Below are 14,561 nucleotides of genomic sequence, written 5' to 3'. Positions count from 1 at the left end.
AGCCATGCGCCCGAACCGCCCCATCTACCTCGACCACCACGCGACGACGCCGATGGACCCGCGCGTCCTTGCCGCCATGCGCCCCTGGTGGGAGGAGAATTTCGCCAATCCGCATTCCGTCGAGCATGCGCTCGGCCGGGCGGCGGAGGAGGCGGTGGAGACGGCGCGCGGCCATGTCGCCGATCTCATCGGCGCCGAGCCGCGCGAGGTGGTCTTCACCTCCGGCGCCACGGAATCCAACAACATCGCCATCAAGGGTGCTGCGCGCTTCGCCGGCACGGAGGGACCGAAGCGCGTCGTCACCCTCGCGACCGAGCACAAATGCGTGCTCGAATCCGTCCGCGACCTCGGCGCCGAGGGCTTCGAGCCCGTCATCCTCCCCGTGCGCCCCGACGGCCTCCTCGACCTCGACGTGCTGCGCGAGGCGCTGGAAACCCCCACCCTTCTCGTCTCCGTCATGGCCGTGAACAACGAGACCGGCGTCATCCAGGACCTCGCCGCCATCGGCGCCCTGGTGAAGGAGGCCGGCGCCCTCTTCCACACCGATGCCGCCCAGGCCTCCGGCCGCATCCCCCTGGACGTGGCGGAGATCCATGCTGACCTGATGTCCGTCACCGCCCACAAGATCTACGGGCCCAAGGGCATCGGCGCCCTTTACGTCCGCCGGCGGCCTCGCGTGCGGCTGGCGCCGCTCTTCTCCGGCGGCGGGCAGGAGCGCGGGCTGCGCAGCGGCACCCTCCCGGCGCCGCTCGTCGTGGGCTTCGGCGAGGCCGCGCGCATCGCGAAGGCCGAGGGCATGCTCGATTCCGGCCGCATCGCCGGCCAGAGGCAGATCCTGCTCGACGGGCTGAAGGCCGCCATCCCCGGCCTGCGCGTCAACGGCACGATGGAGGCCCGCGTCGCCGGAAACCTCAACCTCACCTTCCCCGGCGGCGTGGACGCCCAGGCGCTGCTCGCGGCCCTGCCGGAGCTCTGCCTCTCCACCGGCTCGGCCTGCTCCTCGGCCGAGATCGCGCCCTCCTACGTGCTCGGCGCCATGGGGATTCCGGAGGCCGAGGCCCGTGCCACCTTGCGCGTGGGGCTGGGGCGCTTTACCTCGCCCGCCGAGGCGGGGCAGGCTGCCGCCCTCATCGGGACGGCGTGGAAGGGCCTCGTCGCCCAGCCTCACGCCGCGGAGTAGACCAGAACCATGCCGAAGATGACCTTCATCGAGCGCGACGGCAGCCGTCGCGAAGTGGAAGCTCCGCTGGGGCTGTCCGTGCTCGAGATCGCGCATCGCAACGGCGTGGACATCGAGGGCGCCTGCGAGGGCAGCCTGGCCTGCGCCACCTGCCACGTGATCGTGGACGCGGAGTGGTTCGGAAAGCTCGTCGACCCGACCGAGGACGAGGAGGACATGCTCGACCTCGCCTTCGACCTGCAGGAGACGAGCCGGCTGGGCTGCCAGCTCATCATCACCGACGAGCTGGACGGCCTCGTCGTCAAGCTGCCGTCGGCGGCGCGGTGATGCGGTGCGCGGGATCGAGGATTTCGGGGCCGTAAACGGCCTGTTCCGCAAGCTCCGCGGCGCCTCCGGCGCGGACTGGACGGGCTACACCTGGCACCCCTTCGTGCAGCGGCTGTCCGACGGCACGCTCCCGCTGCCCGCCTTCCGGCACTACCTGATCCAGGACTACCTGTTCCTGATCCACTTCGCGCGGGCCAAGGCGCTCGCGGTCGTGAAGGGCGAAAGCCTCGCGGCCATGCGTGGCAAGGCCGCCGCCGTCCTCGCCATCCTCGACGAGACGCTGCTGCACCTGAAGTACTGCGCGGAATGGGGCCTCTCCGAGGAGCAGGTCACCCTCATCCCCGAGACGATGGAGACCATCAGCTACACCCGCTGGGTCATGGACCGCGGCATGCACGGCGACATCATGGACCTCGAGATCGCGCTGGTCCCCTGCACCGTGGGCTATGGCGAGGTGGCGCGGCGCATCCTGGCCGACCCGAAGCGGATGGTGGAGGGCAACCCCTACCAGTCGTGGATCGAGACCTATTCCAGCGACGGCTACCAGGCCTTAGCCGAGGCGGCCGCCCACCGCATCGACGCGCTGGGCGAGAGCCATGGCGGCACAGCCCGCTTCGAGAGCCTGCTGCGCGACTTCTCCATGGCGGCGCGGCTGGAACAGCGCTTCTGGCAGCAGGGCCTGGATGTCGTGACATGAAAATCCTCGTCGCCATGTCGGGGGGCGTCGACTCCTCCGTCGTCGCGGCGCTGCTGCACGAGCAGGGGCACGAAGTCGTCGGCGCCACGCTGCAGCTCTACGACCACGGCGCCGCCATCCAGAAGAAGGGCGCCTGCTGCGCGGGCCAGGACATCCATGACGCGCGCAACGTGGCGGAAAACCTGGGCATCCCGCACTACGTGCTGGACCGCGAGCAGCGTTTCCGCGAGGCCGTGATCCGGGACTTCGCTGACAGCTACGCGCGCGGCGAGACACCCATCCCCTGCATCCGCTGCAACCAGACGGTGAAGTTCCACGACCTGACGGAGCTGGCCGCCGACCTCGGCTGCGAGGCGCTGGCGACGGGCCATTACGCGCGCCGCATCAACGGGCCCGAGGGGCCGGAGCTGCACCAGGCGGCGGACCCGGTGCGCGACCAGTCCTACTTCCTCGCGCAGACCACGCGGGCGCAGCTGGCGAAGACGCTGTTTCCGCTCGGAGGCTACGCCACCAAGGCGGAGGTGCGGGCGCAGGCCGTGCGGCTCGGCGTGGCGGTGGCGGAGAAGCCGGACAGCCAGGACATCTGCTTCGTGCCGACCGGAAGCTATGCCGATGTGGTGGCGAAATTCCGTCCCGAGGCCCTGGAGGCGGGGGAGATCGTGGACACGGACGGCAACGTGCTGGGCACGCATCGCGGGCTGGCGCGCTACACGGTGGGGCAGGGGCGCGGGCTGGGGATCGCGCGGCGCGAGGACGAGGCGCCGTTGTTCGTGTCGCAGCTGGACGCGCCGCGGCGGCGCGTGGTGGTGGCGCATCGCGAGAAGCTGGCGCAGACGCGCATCCGGGTGGGGGATGTGAACTGGCTGATCGATCCGCCTCGCGGGGCCTTCCGGTGCGAGGCGAAGCTGCGCGGGCGCGAGCGGCCGGCGGGGATGATGGCGGAGTGGGATGGTGCGGAGCTTGTGCTGACGCCGTATGTGCCGGGGATCGCGGCGCCAGGGCAGGCGGCGGTGGTTTATTGGGATGGGCGGGTGATCGCGGGCGGGAATATCAGGGGTTCAAGTTGATAAGGGCTAAATATAATGATCTCCTAAGATAGGCAGACCCGATTGCTGCATCAGCGCAAAATTCGCCATATTCATCCCATTTCACTGATATTTTTAGGATATCAACATTTATCACTGGCAAATCAATTTCAGTATTTCTGGATCTGAAAACTTCCACATTTGTTGTAGTCGATAAACCGCCGGAAATAAATTCGAAAACAACAGTCATTCTTTTAGAGAAGGCGCAGCCTTGTTGATTAAAGAGGCCAGCTAGAGCCGTAAATCTTTCGAATCGACTGTTCAGAATATAAGTAACATGTTGATCTTCGTTTCGGAGGCGAGGCGAGAATAAAACTCCAGTCGGAACAGTTACATTTCCTATATTAAAAGGGGTTGAGGATGCGCGCGTCAGGTCACCACGGCTAATGTAAGGCACATTTACTATATCGATCTTTTCAGAGAAAGATGAAAAAATAAGTCCTATAAATGATAAAAATACTCCAAATATTAGAGAAAAAGAGATGAATCTAAACCGTGTTGATTTTGATCGTCCAGGCTCTAGAATTTTCTCTCTTTTTCTATATAGAGAAAATATATAATATATAAAAATGAAAATACCAAGTATAACTAAGAATAAACCACTTGTTATATGGGCGTAAAGTCCTTCCATCGTCACAACGAACCGACCTGAAGTAATCCACGTTCTTACCGTTTGTAGAAAGCCTTGCATTTCATTCTCTTTGGTTTATCTTGAAAATCAAATGTGAAGGATGTGCAAAGGAAGTCAATATATAGAAAATTATGCAAATCCCTGATGGCGAACCGAAGCTTCAATATGAGGATAATCGATCCTGCTCCTAGATGAATCCATTATATGGCATGTTTCCGCAATATCCGGTCGCCGATAGGGAACTTCGATTCGATGCGTTCACATCGAACGCACCCTCACTATGGGATCAAGCTTTGTGATGGGATTGTTGCACTGGCAGAGGGCTTATATTGCCGTCCATCGCACATTGCCGTCGCGCGAACCGCTATGCATGTCGTTACCGGACATGCGATTGATTTAGTCGTAGGCAGGAGGCTCCCGCTATATGCCCAACCGCCCCTCATGCACCACCTTCCCCCCCACCATCGTCAGTTCTGACGCTACATCCTTCAGCGCCGGCAGCTCCACCGTCAGCGGATCTGCCGTCAGCACCGCGAGGTCCGCCAGCTTCCCCACCTCGATCGCGCCCGCATCCTTCTCCGTCATCGTCAGATAGGCCCCCGCATTCGTCGCCGCGCGAATGGCGCTCTCCCGGCTGATCGCCTGCCGCTCGCCCACCATTCGCTGCGTGTACATGCTCATCCGCGAGACGGCCTGCCACATCGGGTAGAAGAGCGAGACGGGCACGTTGTCCGTCGCCAGCGCATAGGTCACGCCCGCCTCCTCCAGCCAGCGCAGCGGCGAGATGCTGTCCTCGTCGGGCAGCCCGTTCCGCTCCTGCAGCAGGTGGCCTTCCTTGTAGATGTAGCGGTTGGTGTGCGTGGTCAGCACCAGGCCGAGGTCGCGGATCCGGCTCACCTGCTCGCGGCTCAGCACCGCGATATGGCCCAGCACCCAGCGCAGGTCGCGGATCGGCACCACCTCGTTCACCTCGGCATAGAGGTCGAGCATGTTGGGCCAGATGCCGATGGCGCGGATGCCGTTTCGGGCACAGGCGATCAGCATCTCCTTCGCGCGCTCGCGCTCCAGCCCCATGTCGTAGTTGAAGCCGGCCCAGCCGGTATAGGGCGCGGCCTGCGCGCGCACGGCGTTGTCCGGCGTGCGGCCGATCTCGGTGATGATGCCCGAGAGGCGCAGCATGTCGTCGCCCATGCCGGCGCCGGCGAGCTGATGCGCCCAGCCGCCGATGAGCCGCTCCATCGAGACCCCCTCCATCCCGCGCCAGTCCGGGCTGAGGGCGAGGTGCGAGCGCATGGTGAGCTTGCCCGCCGCATGCACCTGGCGGTAGGCGGCCAGGAGCTCCGCCGCGACGCCGTGCTCCTCGTAGACCGAGGTGGTGCCGAAGGCGTGGTAATAGGCCGTCGAGCGCGGCAGGGCGGCGACGCGCTGCGCGATGGTGAAGCCGGGCGCCATGTGGAAGAGCGACAGCTCCACCAGCGGCACGAAGCCCTTCTCGACGAAGACGCCGGTGGGCTCGCCGGCGGCGTCCTTCTCGATGGTAACGGAGGCGTGCGGTGGCGCCGTCTCGCGGTTCACCCCGGCGAGCTTGAGCGCCGATGTGTTGGCGATGGAGACGAGCGGCAGGCTGTGCCGCCAATAGCCCCAGATGGAGCGGATATAGACGGGGTTGTTCGGAGCCGCGTCGTCCAGCTCCTGCCGCGTGGGCCAGCGGCCCTCGGCGAGGGAGTCCGGCAGGTCGAAGTAGAAGGGCGGCTCGCCGATGGGCATGGTGACGATCCACTCGCCCGGCGCCTTTTGCCGCGCCAGTTCGGCGATCCGCGCTTGAATTTCAGGGATGGAGCGGCAGCCGGCGAGGGACGGAAAAACCGACTTCAGCCCCTCGCGGTCCATATGCGCGTGGCCGTCGATGAGGCCCGGCATCACGGCGCGGCCGTTCAGCGCGATGGTCCGGGTGTGCGGGGCGCGGTGGCGCTCGACCTCGGCGGCCTCGCCGACGGCGATGAAGCGGCCGGCGCGGATGGCGACGGATTCGGCGATGCGGAATTGCGCGTCGGCGGTGATGATCTTGCCGCCGCTCAGGATCAGATCGGCCGGTTCGTGCTCACTCACGCTTACTCTCCCTTTGCAGCCGCCCTTGCTGCACCATGGCGGCCCAGCGGTCCACATCCTCGCCGAAGTAGCGTGTGAAGCCGGCGCGGTCGGCCGGGATGGGCTGCGAGGCGGACAGGCGCAGGCGCTCCTGCACCGAGGGCGCCTGCTGGGCGCGGAGCAGGGCGGCTTCCAGGATGCGCAGCGATTCCTCCGGCGCGCCGGCGCGGACGAAGAGGCCGGTCCAGGTCTCGAAGAAATAGCCGGGCACGGTCTCCGCCACGGTTGGGACGTCCGGCACCACCTCCGAGCGCTGGCGCGAGGTGATGGCCAGCGCCCGCACCGCGCCGCCCTGCACCTGACCGATGGCCGAGGCCATGATGTCCAGCAGCGTGTCGATGCGCTGGGCCATCAGGTCCGGATAGACGGCGCCCGAGCCGCGATAGGGCGCGTGCAGCAGCTCGACATTGGTGGAGGCGGCCAGCAGCACGCCGGCAAGGTGACTGCCGGTGTAGGGGCCGGAGGAGCCGTAGCTGATCTGCCCCGGCCGGGCGCGGGCGGCGGCGATCAGCTCGGCGAGGCTGCGATAGGGCGACTGGTTCGAGACCACCACCAGCGAGGGGATCGCGCCCATGCCGAGGAGCGGCACGAGGTCCGTGCGCGGGTCGAAGTTCAGGTTGGCGAGGGAGACGCTGCTCGCCAGCCCGCCGCCGGTGAAGAGGATCGTGTGCCCGTCGGGCCGGGACTGGGTGGCGACATAGGCCGCGCCGACATTGCCGCCGGCGCCGGGCCGGGTCTCGATGACGACGGGCTGGCCGATCGCGTCGGAGAGCGCTGGCGCCAGCACGCGGGCCAGCACGTCGATCGGGCCGCCGGGCGCGTAGGGGACGACCATGGTGAGCGGCCGGTCCGGATAGGCGAGGGCCGGGCCGGCCGCTGCGACGGCGAGCAGAAGGGCGAGGGTCAGGCGGCGCATGCGCGGGCTCCAGGCGGATTTCCTTATAATGTCTCCCGGAGATTCCGGCCTGTCGCCACGGTCGTCGCGGGAAATGCGGCGCTACGCGCCGAAATTGCTCACGGACGCGGCGCGAGGGTGAGCCGCATGCCCGTCTGAGGACGCAGCGTGAGCCGGGCGCCGGGAACCGGGATCATCGCAGGGGCGGCCGTCACGTCGAGCCGCTGCAGCAGGACGGAGAGAAACACCATCATTTCAGCCATGGCGAAGGAAGCGCCCACGCAGACCCGTGGGCCCAGGCTGAAGGGCAGGTAGCCGAAGCGCGGCGGCTTGCGTGGCGCGTCGGGCAGGAAGCGCTCCGGGCGGAAGGCGTGCGGGGCCTCCCAGAGCTGCGCCTGGCGGTGCAGCAGCCAGGTGATGGCCAGCACCGTGTCGCCCTTCGCCACCGCCACATGGCCGATCCGGTCCGGCGCGGCCGCCTGGCGCGAGAGATAGGGCACGGGCGGGAAGAGCCGCATGCCCTCCTGGATCACCGCCTTGGTGAAGCTGAGGACGGGCAGGTCCGCCACCTCGGGCGCGCGGCCGCCGAGGACGCGCGCATGCTCCTCGCGCAGCCGGGCCAGGGTCGGCGGGTGCTTCGCCACGAGGTAGAGCAGCCAGGTCAGGACATTGGCGCCGGTCTCGCTGCCGGCCAGCAGCAGGAAGGCGACCTCGCTGACGAGCTGTTCCGCGTCGAGCAGGGGCGCGCCGTCGGGGCCACGGGCGGCCAGCATCTCCGCGAAAAGCCCCTGCGGGTTGGTGCCGGCGGCGGCGATGCGCTCGGCGCAGACGGCGCGCACCTCCCGCGCGGCGCGTTTTGCGCCACGCAGCTGCCAGCCGGTCCAGCGCTTCGGCAGGCCCAGCACATGGGCGAAGTCCACGGCCAGCACGGAGCTCTCATAGGCGCCGAAGCTGGCGGCGAGGGCTTCGGCCGCCTCCCAGGGCTCGTCCGGCCCGAGCAGCGCGCGCATCACGGCCAGCGCCGTGGCCGTGGCGAAGCCCTTCGCGACATCCACCTCGCCGGACCAGCGGGCCGCCAGCTCCTCGGCGCCGCGGACGAAGATCGGGTGGAAGCCCGGCGTGCGCGAGGGGTGCAGCATGCGCACCATCACCTCGCGGCGGCTGGACCAGACCGCGCCGCTGTTGAGGAACATGCTGTCGCCGATCAGGGGGGCGAGGGCATGCTGGAAGTGCTGGCTCTTGGCCTCGTAATTGGCGTGTCCGGTGATGAAGACGCGGCGGAGGGTCTCGGGCTCGTTCACCACCAGCACGCGGCGCGCCATGGTCCGGAAGGGCATGAGATGGCGGTTGAAGCCGGATTCGGGAAACAGGCTCAGCAGGTCGCGGACGGAGGCGCGCAGGATGCGCATCGGGCCCGGAAAGCCGCGGGCGAGCGGCGGGCGGGGCGGGATGAAGTCGGCGGCGGTCATGCGGCGCGCAGGGCGAGGAGCTCGTCCGCCACGGGTCCCTCGAGCGCCCGCTCCAGCCCGCGCAGGGCGTCGGCGCCGTCGGCGCCGTCCATGACGCGGTGGTCGAAGGACAGGGTGACGTCCACCTCGCCTTCCGGCGAGATCGGGCCGTAGGACAGGAAGATCGGCAGGATGCTGACGCTGTCGAGGATGGTGACGCCCCGTTCGCCCAGCGCCGAGATGGCGAAGGTTCCGCCGTAGAGGACCACCGGCCCGCCGGTCGCTAGCGCGAGCCGCATCAGCAGCCGCCGCAGCGGCCAGGGCAGCCGGGCGAAGCGGCGGAACTGCCGGAAGCTCCGGGTCTCGCCGGCCGGAGCGGATTTGGCGTGGTGCAGGCGCTCCGCAACCTCCGGCAGCGGGATCGCATGGCAGCAGGGGAGGCGGGCGATGGAGAGGGTCGGCTCGCCCTCGTGCTCCCGCTCCAGCACGACGCAGCCGACGGCGTGGTCCAGCTCCAGCAGGCGCGGCCAGGGGAGCGAGGCATAGCAGCGGCGCAGCGCCGGGTGGGGCTCGGCCGCCAGGCCGAATCCCTTGAGGAAAAGTGTCGTCCAGGGGGGACGAGGCGCTGCCAGGGCCGATCGCGCGGCCAGGACCCGAGGGAGGCGCAGCCGCGCCGTCATGACGCAACGGGGGATTCGGAGCGAGGCCCAGGAGAGATCCGCCATCATCTGGCGCCCAAGGGTCGGCTTCACCCAGCGCCAGCTCATGCGGCGGGGTGAGCCAGAAGGGGGGAGGCGACTCGCCGGCGACGCATGGGCCATATTCGCCTCGCCGGGCGGCGGCGGGAAGGGAGGCCTCTTCCATTGACAGCGGGAGGGGTGCCGATTACCTCCCCGCCTCACTGGATGGCGGCGTAGCTCAGCTGGTTAGAGCACGGCACTCATAATGCCGGGGTCAGCGGTTCAAGTCCGCTCGCCGCTACCAGGATAAATCTCTGATAAAGATGCATTTACCTCCTTGATGACAGGGAGGCGGCCTCCTCGCCCTGCGGACGTGGGAGCGGATATCCCTGCACAGCATCTCCGTTGTGAGGACGGAGTGACAGGGGGCTGAGCGAATTGCTCCTCCGGAATAGGGCGGCATGACCCCGTCACGGTGCCGACTTCCTGTCTTCCCGGAGCCTTGGCGGAGAAGCCCTGACCGCGGTGATCTGGGAGGCCGCGTCCAGAACCGTCCGGATGGACGCGCGATCCTGTGAGGGTATTTAACTTTATATATTAGTGAATATAGTAATGAACGTTGACGGCCGGAAATGCGCCGCTATGCCTGCACCTATCCCATCCATCTGACGGGACCATTGCGGGAGCAGCAGCCCATGATGCCCAGTGCCAGGAGCCATCTCGCCCGCCGTCACGTCCTGAAGCTGGGCGCCGCGGCCGGTTACGCTGGACTGCTGGCCGGCGAGGCCAGGGGCGCGGATGCCTTCCCCAATCGTCCCGTGGTGCTGGTGGCGCCATTTCCACCCGGCGGCGGCGTGGACGCCATGGCGCGGGCGCTGGCGGAGCGGCTATCGCCCCTGCTCGGCGTGCCGGTGCTGGTGGACAACCGCGCCGGCGGCTCGACCTCCGTCGCCTCCGCCCATGTGGCGCGCGCCGCCGCGGACGGGCATGTGCTCCTTCTCGGCACACCGGCGCTCTCGATCAATCCTGTGCTGCAGCCCAACCTGCCGCCGGGCGATCCGCGCACGGCGCTGGCGCCGATCGTGCGACTGGCGGCGCTGCCCTATGTGCTGGTCGGCGCGCCGACGCTTCCCGCGCGGAACCTCGGCGAGCTGGTCACATGGGCCAGGGCCAATCCCGGCGCGCTGACGATCGCCAATTCCGGCGCCGTCACCGCGCCCCGCCTGGCCACCGAGCTCTTCGCCTGGCGCGCCGGGGTTCAGGTGACGCATGTCCCTTATCGCGGCGGCGGCCCCGCCGCTCCGGACATCCTGGCCGGCCGCGTCATGGGCAGTGTCTCCCAGTCCATCGAGGCCCTGCCGCTGCTGGCGCGAGGCGCCCGTGCCCTGGCCGTCACAACACGCGAGCGCTCGCCGATCCTGCCGGACGTGCCGGCCATGGCGGAGCTGTTCCCCGGCTTCGACGTGCCGAGCTGGAACGGCTTCTTCGCCCCGGCCGGCACGCCGGAGCCGGTGCTCGATCGGCTGAACGCGGCCTTCAACACCGCCATCCGGGATGAAGGCCTGCGGGCCCAATTCCGCGCGCAAGGCGTCGAGTTCGTCGGCGGTGCACGCCAGGAGCTGGCGGCTCTGCTGGATCGCGAGATCGGCGGCTGGACGGAGCTTCGCAGCACTCTCGGCATCACCGCGGAATAACCCTGCGCGGCGACGTCAGCGCGGCCTGCTTGAGAGAGTGGCGGGTGCGCTGGACGAGGCGGCCGGGCTGAGACGCCGCCTTCGGCGATCGCGTCCGATTCCACATATTTTATCTGATAATATTGTAAAATACCATAATTCACGATATGAATGGCAGAACATCGACCCTGGGTCTCATCTGCCTGCGACGCACTCCGCCGTCGTCATCCCACCGCCCCTACCTGGAAGTGATCGCCATGATTCGCTCTCCGCTGCCGCGCCGCGCTCTGCTGGGCAGCGCGCTCGCCTTGCCCGCCATCGCCGCCCAGGCCCAGCCCGTGCCGCGGCTTCTCCGGCTGATCGTCCCCTTTCCCGGGGGAGGCACCATGGATGCCCAGGCGCGGCTCTTCGCGCCGAAGGTCGCCGCTCGGCTGCAGACCCAGATCATCATCGACAACAAGCCCGGGGCCGGCACCGTCATCGGCACGCAGGAGGCGGCCCGGGCAACCGACGGCGCCACGATCCTGATGGCGTCCAACAGCTTCACCATCAACCCGACGCTGCACGGCAACCTGCCCTACGACATCTTCCGTGACTTCGCGCCGCTATCGCAGACCAGCGTCATCCCGCATGCGCTCGTGGTGCATCCGGACGTGCCGGCGCGGAACCTCGCCGAATTCGCCGAGGCCGCGCGCAGCCGGCCGGGCGGGCTCAGCTACGCCAGCTACGGCACGGGCACCTCCAACCACCTCAACACCGAGCTGCTCGCCCGCCGGCTCGGCGTGGAGCTGACGCATGTGCCCTATCGGGGCCTGGCGCAGTGGTTCCCCGACCTGACGCAGAACCGCGTGCAGTTCGTGATCGCCAACCTGCCCGAGGTCGTGCCGGCGGTGCGCGAGGGCAAGCTGCGCGCCATCGCGGTCGCGCATCCGACGCGCGTCCCCTCGCTGCCCGACACGCCGACCCTGGCGGAGGAGGGCGTGCCGGATCTCACCTCGAACTCCTGGTTCGGCATCGTCGCGCCCGTGCCTTCGACGCCGGAGGTCCTGCGCGCGAGGCTGGAGGACGCCCTGCGCGACAGCCTCGCGCAGGCCGACCTGCGCGCGCGCCTGGCGGAGCTCTGGATCGATCCGCTCGGCACCTCGTCCGAGGCATTCGGCGCCCTGCTGCGCGCCGAGTTCCGCAACTATGCCGAGGCGATCCGGCTCTCCGGCGCGCGGCCCGCCTGATCATTCACGGTAGAAAACTTTTGCCCTCCCTCCCTGGAGCCTCTTCGATGACCTCGCCTTCGCTTCCCGTCCTGGACCTCTCGCGACTCAACGGGCCGGACCATGCCGCCTTCCTCGCGGAACTGCGCGACGCCGCGCGCAACGTCGGCTTCTTCTACCTCGTCGGCCACGGCGTGCCGGCGCAGCTGGAGGCCGAGCTCTGGCGCGAGGCGCGTGCCTTCTTCGCCCTGCCGGAGGCGGAAAAGCTCGCCGTCGAGATGATCCATTCCCCTCATTTCCGCGGCTATACGCGGGCGGGGCGCGAGATCACGCGCGGCGCGCCGGACTGGCGCGAGCAGTTCGACATCCACGCCGAGCGCGAGGCGCTGCCGCAAGCACCGGGCTCCGCGCCCTGGACGCGCCTGCAGGGGCCGAACCAGTGGCCGGCCGAGCACCGCGCGCTCCGGCCGGTGCTGCTGGCCTGGCAGGCGGCGCTGACCCAGGTGGCCATCCGGCTGCTCTCCGCCTTCGCGGAAGCGCTGGAGCAGCCGAAGGACGCCTTCGAGACGATCACGCGCGACCTGCCGAACCAGGCGATGAAGATCATCCGCTACCCCGGCCGCGTCACCGAGGAGAGCGAGCAGGGCGTCGGCGCGCACAAGGACAGCGGGTTGCTCACGTTGCTGGTGCAGGACACGGCCGGCGGGCTCCAGGTGCAGGGCGAGAACGGCTGGATCGACGCGACGCCCATCCCCGGCAGCTTCGTGGTGAATATCGGCGAGCTGCTGGAGCTGGTCTCCAACGGCTATCTCAAGGCCACGGTGCATCGCGTGGTGAGCCCGCCGGCGGGGCGCGACCGGCTGTCGGTCGCCTTCTTCCTCGGCGCGCGGCTGGACGCGACGGTGCCGCTGCTGGACCTGCCGCCGCATCTCGCGGCCGAGGCCACGGGCCCGACGGCCGATCCGCTGAATCCGCTCTTCCGCAACGTCGGCGAGAATTACCTCAAGGGCCGGCTGCGCTCGCATCCCGACGTGGCCGAGCGGCACTATGCGGACCTGCTCGCCGGGGCGCCGGCATGACGCCCCGGTTCATCGGGCTGCGCTTTCAGTCGCCGTGGGCCACGACGCCGTGCGTGCGCAAGGCCTTGAGCGCCGGCGCCTGCAAACCTCCTCGTCCAGCACCGGGTGTTCGAGCACGGCGAGCTGAGGCGGCTGTCTCCAACGATGCCGAAGCCGCCCAAGGTGTGGTTCCAAGTCTTCTGGTCCGTGCAGCCAATGCGGGGTTGGCTCAATCCGGATAATTTACGATCTATATTAGTATAAAATGACGGTTAGGCTTTTCCACGCCGCCGCCATGACCGATGACCGCCGGATTTCGCAGGAGGAGTCTGGCCAAGGCCGCTCCGCGGCAAGCCGCGATCCCTCTGAGCTTATGGAAATCGACGCAGGACGATGCAGCGAAGAACAGCATCGACGCAAAGCTGCGAAACGACAGGTCCCGCCCGTCGATGCCGATCAAAGGCTGTCCGGAGACCGGCGCCTGTCGCGGCGACTGCTCGGCGCGTCCCTGGCGGCCGAAGCAGGCCCTTTCGAGGCCGCTTCGAGCAGGAAGTCGCGCAGCTTCGTCACATGCGGATCTCGGCGAACCTCGGGATTCACCCGGAGCGTGAAGGCCAGGGCGCAAGGCAGGGCCTTCGGCGCGAACAGGCGCACGAGTCGCCCCGCGGAGAGCTCCGCATCCACCAGCGGCGACCGGCCGAGCGCAATGCCGGCCCCGGCGACGGCGGCGCCGACCACTTGGTTGAAGCTGCTGAAGCGGACGATGCGGGCCTTGGCCGTGGGTTGCCCAAGCAGGGCCAGCCAGTTCCTCCAGCCCTTTTCCGGACTGGACTCGCGATGCTCTTCCTCCAGCAGATTGTGGCCCAGCAGCGTCTCCGGTTTCCCGTCGAAGCGGAGATCGGGGCTGCACACGGGGAACACGGTTTCCTCGAACAGCAGCCGGTCGGGCAGGGCAATTTCCGCAGGACGTGCCCTGAGGATGGCGAGATGAAGATCCAGCTCCGCCATATCCGGCGCCTCCGCTTCCATGGCGCGCATGTGCCAGGAGACCGAGGGATGCAGCGCCGCGAAGGCCGCCAGCCGCGGCGCCAGCCACAGCGAGGCGAAGGAGCCATTGGCCGAGACCACCAGGCTGGACCGCCGTCGCGCGGCCTGTTCGCGGATCGAGCCGCAGGCCTTGGCGAGGCGGGCGAGGGTATCCTCCACCGCGCGCAGCAGTTCCTCGCCGGCGGCGGTGGGCGCGGTGCGGCTGTGGCCGGAGCCGTTGCGGGCGCGGACCAGCAGCGGCGTGCCCAGCTGCTCCTCCAGCTGGCGGATCTGATGGCTGATGGCGCTGGTGGTGACATTCAGCTGCGAGGCCGCGCGCACGAAGCTGCTTTCGCGCGCCACGGTGGCGAAGGCGCGGAGGGCCGGCAGGGATGGAAGGACGATCATCGCCGTTCGATATAGCTCAAGTGCCGGTGAAAATCTTGCGTTTGCCGCGCCACTTCGCCGGCGCGATCCTCCGCAGGCCGGAGATGCCCCGGCGAGT

The 14,561-nt window shown here is 68.1% G+C and carries 13 protein-coding genes and 1 tRNA gene; 8 read left to right on the top strand and 6 right to left on the bottom strand.

From position 1 onward, the window contains the following. Positions 1-4 precede the first annotated feature (4 nt). Genes AC1ROY_RS00180 through mnmA form a run of 4 tightly spaced genes read left to right on the top strand, consistent with a single transcriptional unit; the run spans position 5 to position 3,271 of the window. Entirely contained in the window at positions 5-1,180 is a 1,176-nt protein-coding gene (locus AC1ROY_RS00180) for a cysteine desulfurase family protein (RefSeq protein ID WP_493146080.1), read from the top strand. A gap of 9 nt (positions 1,181-1,189) precedes the next feature. Next, positions 1,190-1,507 (top strand): ferredoxin family 2Fe-2S iron-sulfur cluster binding protein, encoded by a 318-nt coding sequence (locus AC1ROY_RS00175; protein WP_493146079.1) that lies wholly within the window; start codon positions 1,190-1,192, stop codon positions 1,505-1,507. 4 nt (positions 1,508-1,511) lie between these two features. After that, the gene (locus tag AC1ROY_RS00170) at positions 1,512-2,204 is read left to right on the top strand and encodes a TenA family protein (RefSeq protein WP_493146077.1); all 693 of its coding nucleotides are present in this window, start codon (positions 1,512-1,514) and stop codon (positions 2,202-2,204) included. Continuing rightward, entirely contained in the window at positions 2,201-3,271 is a 1,071-nt protein-coding gene (gene mnmA, locus AC1ROY_RS00165; protein WP_493146075.1) for a tRNA 2-thiouridine(34) synthase MnmA, read from the top strand. The genes AC1ROY_RS00170 and mnmA overlap by 4 nt, the downstream gene beginning before the upstream one ends. On the opposite strand, the gene AC1ROY_RS00160 is transcribed toward mnmA, so the two are convergent. From AC1ROY_RS00160 to AC1ROY_RS00140, 5 genes are all read right to left on the bottom strand, one after another. Continuing rightward, complete coding sequence (locus tag AC1ROY_RS00160; protein WP_493146073.1) at positions 3,255-3,980, bottom strand: hypothetical protein; 726 nt, start codon at positions 3,978-3,980, stop codon at positions 3,255-3,257. The two genes, mnmA and AC1ROY_RS00160, sit on opposite strands and share 17 nt — an antisense overlap. 360 nt (positions 3,981-4,340) lie before the next feature. Beyond that, positions 4,341-6,029, bottom strand: coding sequence for an amidohydrolase (locus AC1ROY_RS00155; RefSeq protein ID WP_493146071.1), 1,689 nt, complete (start codon positions 6,027-6,029; stop codon positions 4,341-4,343). Continuing rightward, positions 6,022-6,984, bottom strand: a complete 963-nt coding sequence (locus tag AC1ROY_RS00150) for a tripartite tricarboxylate transporter substrate binding protein (RefSeq protein ID WP_493146069.1) — start codon at positions 6,982-6,984, stop codon at positions 6,022-6,024. Before AC1ROY_RS00150 ends, AC1ROY_RS00155 begins: the two co-directional genes overlap by 8 nt. Before the next feature lie 98 nt (positions 6,985-7,082). Then, complete coding sequence (locus AC1ROY_RS00145; protein ID WP_493146068.1) at positions 7,083-8,432, bottom strand: cytochrome P450; 1,350 nt, start codon at positions 8,430-8,432, stop codon at positions 7,083-7,085. Beyond that, the gene (locus tag AC1ROY_RS00140; RefSeq protein WP_493146066.1) at positions 8,429-9,163 is read right to left on the bottom strand and encodes a 2-oxo acid dehydrogenase subunit E2; all 735 of its coding nucleotides are present in this window, start codon (positions 9,161-9,163) and stop codon (positions 8,429-8,431) included. The genes AC1ROY_RS00145 and AC1ROY_RS00140 overlap by 4 nt, the downstream gene beginning before the upstream one ends. Before the next feature lie 155 nt (positions 9,164-9,318). Between AC1ROY_RS00140 and AC1ROY_RS00135 the strand changes: the two genes are divergently transcribed. From AC1ROY_RS00135 to AC1ROY_RS00120, 4 genes are all read left to right on the top strand, one after another. Then, positions 9,319-9,395 (top strand) — tRNA-Met (locus tag AC1ROY_RS00135). 391 nt (positions 9,396-9,786) lie between these two features. Next, entirely contained in the window at positions 9,787-10,785 is a 999-nt protein-coding gene (locus tag AC1ROY_RS00130; RefSeq protein ID WP_493146064.1) for a tripartite tricarboxylate transporter substrate-binding protein, read from the top strand. A gap of 236 nt (positions 10,786-11,021) precedes the next feature. Further along, a complete protein-coding gene (locus AC1ROY_RS00125; RefSeq protein WP_493146062.1) occupies positions 11,022-11,993 on the top strand; it encodes a Bug family tripartite tricarboxylate transporter substrate binding protein in 972 nt (323 codons plus the stop codon). A gap of 47 nt (positions 11,994-12,040) precedes the next feature. After that, positions 12,041-13,051, top strand: coding sequence for an isopenicillin N synthase family dioxygenase (locus AC1ROY_RS00120; protein WP_493146060.1), 1,011 nt, complete (start codon positions 12,041-12,043; stop codon positions 13,049-13,051). Positions 13,052-13,486: 435 nt separating this feature from the next. Here the strand turns inward: AC1ROY_RS00120 and AC1ROY_RS00115 are convergent, their stop codons facing one another. Further along, a complete protein-coding gene (locus AC1ROY_RS00115) occupies positions 13,487-14,464 on the bottom strand; it encodes a LysR substrate-binding domain-containing protein (RefSeq protein ID WP_493146058.1) in 978 nt (325 codons plus the stop codon). Positions 14,465-14,561: the final 97 nt, after the last annotated feature.

This window comes from Roseococcus sp. GW821-FHT12F05 (assembly GCF_058806835.1).
The sequence above is the reverse complement of the archived record's forward strand: the minus strand, read 5'-3'. Positions and strand labels throughout refer to the sequence as shown.

Coding starts and splice junctions, on each gene's coding strand:
- AC1ROY_RS00180 (WP_493146080.1), top strand. CDS start 5: ATGCGCCCGAACCGCCCCATCTACCTCGACCACCACGCGACGACGCCG.
- AC1ROY_RS00175 (WP_493146079.1), top strand. CDS start 1,190: ATGCCGAAGATGACCTTCATCGAGCGCGACGGCAGCCGTCGCGAAGTG.
- mnmA (WP_493146075.1), top strand. CDS start 2,201: ATGAAAATCCTCGTCGCCATGTCGGGGGGCGTCGACTCCTCCGTCGTC.
- AC1ROY_RS00160 (WP_493146073.1), bottom strand. CDS start 3,980: ATGCAAGGCTTTCTACAAACGGTAAGAACGTGGATTACTTCAGGTCGG.
- AC1ROY_RS00150 (WP_493146069.1), bottom strand. CDS start 6,984: ATGCGCCGCCTGACCCTCGCCCTTCTGCTCGCCGTCGCAGCGGCCGGC.
- AC1ROY_RS00145 (WP_493146068.1), bottom strand. CDS start 8,432: ATGACCGCCGCCGACTTCATCCCGCCCCGCCCGCCGCTCGCCCGCGGC.
- AC1ROY_RS00130 (WP_493146064.1), top strand. CDS start 9,787: ATGATGCCCAGTGCCAGGAGCCATCTCGCCCGCCGTCACGTCCTGAAG.
- AC1ROY_RS00125 (WP_493146062.1), top strand. CDS start 11,022: ATGATTCGCTCTCCGCTGCCGCGCCGCGCTCTGCTGGGCAGCGCGCTC.
- AC1ROY_RS00120 (WP_493146060.1), top strand. CDS start 12,041: ATGACCTCGCCTTCGCTTCCCGTCCTGGACCTCTCGCGACTCAACGGG.
- AC1ROY_RS00115 (WP_493146058.1), bottom strand. CDS start 14,464: ATGATCGTCCTTCCATCCCTGCCGGCCCTCCGCGCCTTCGCCACCGTG.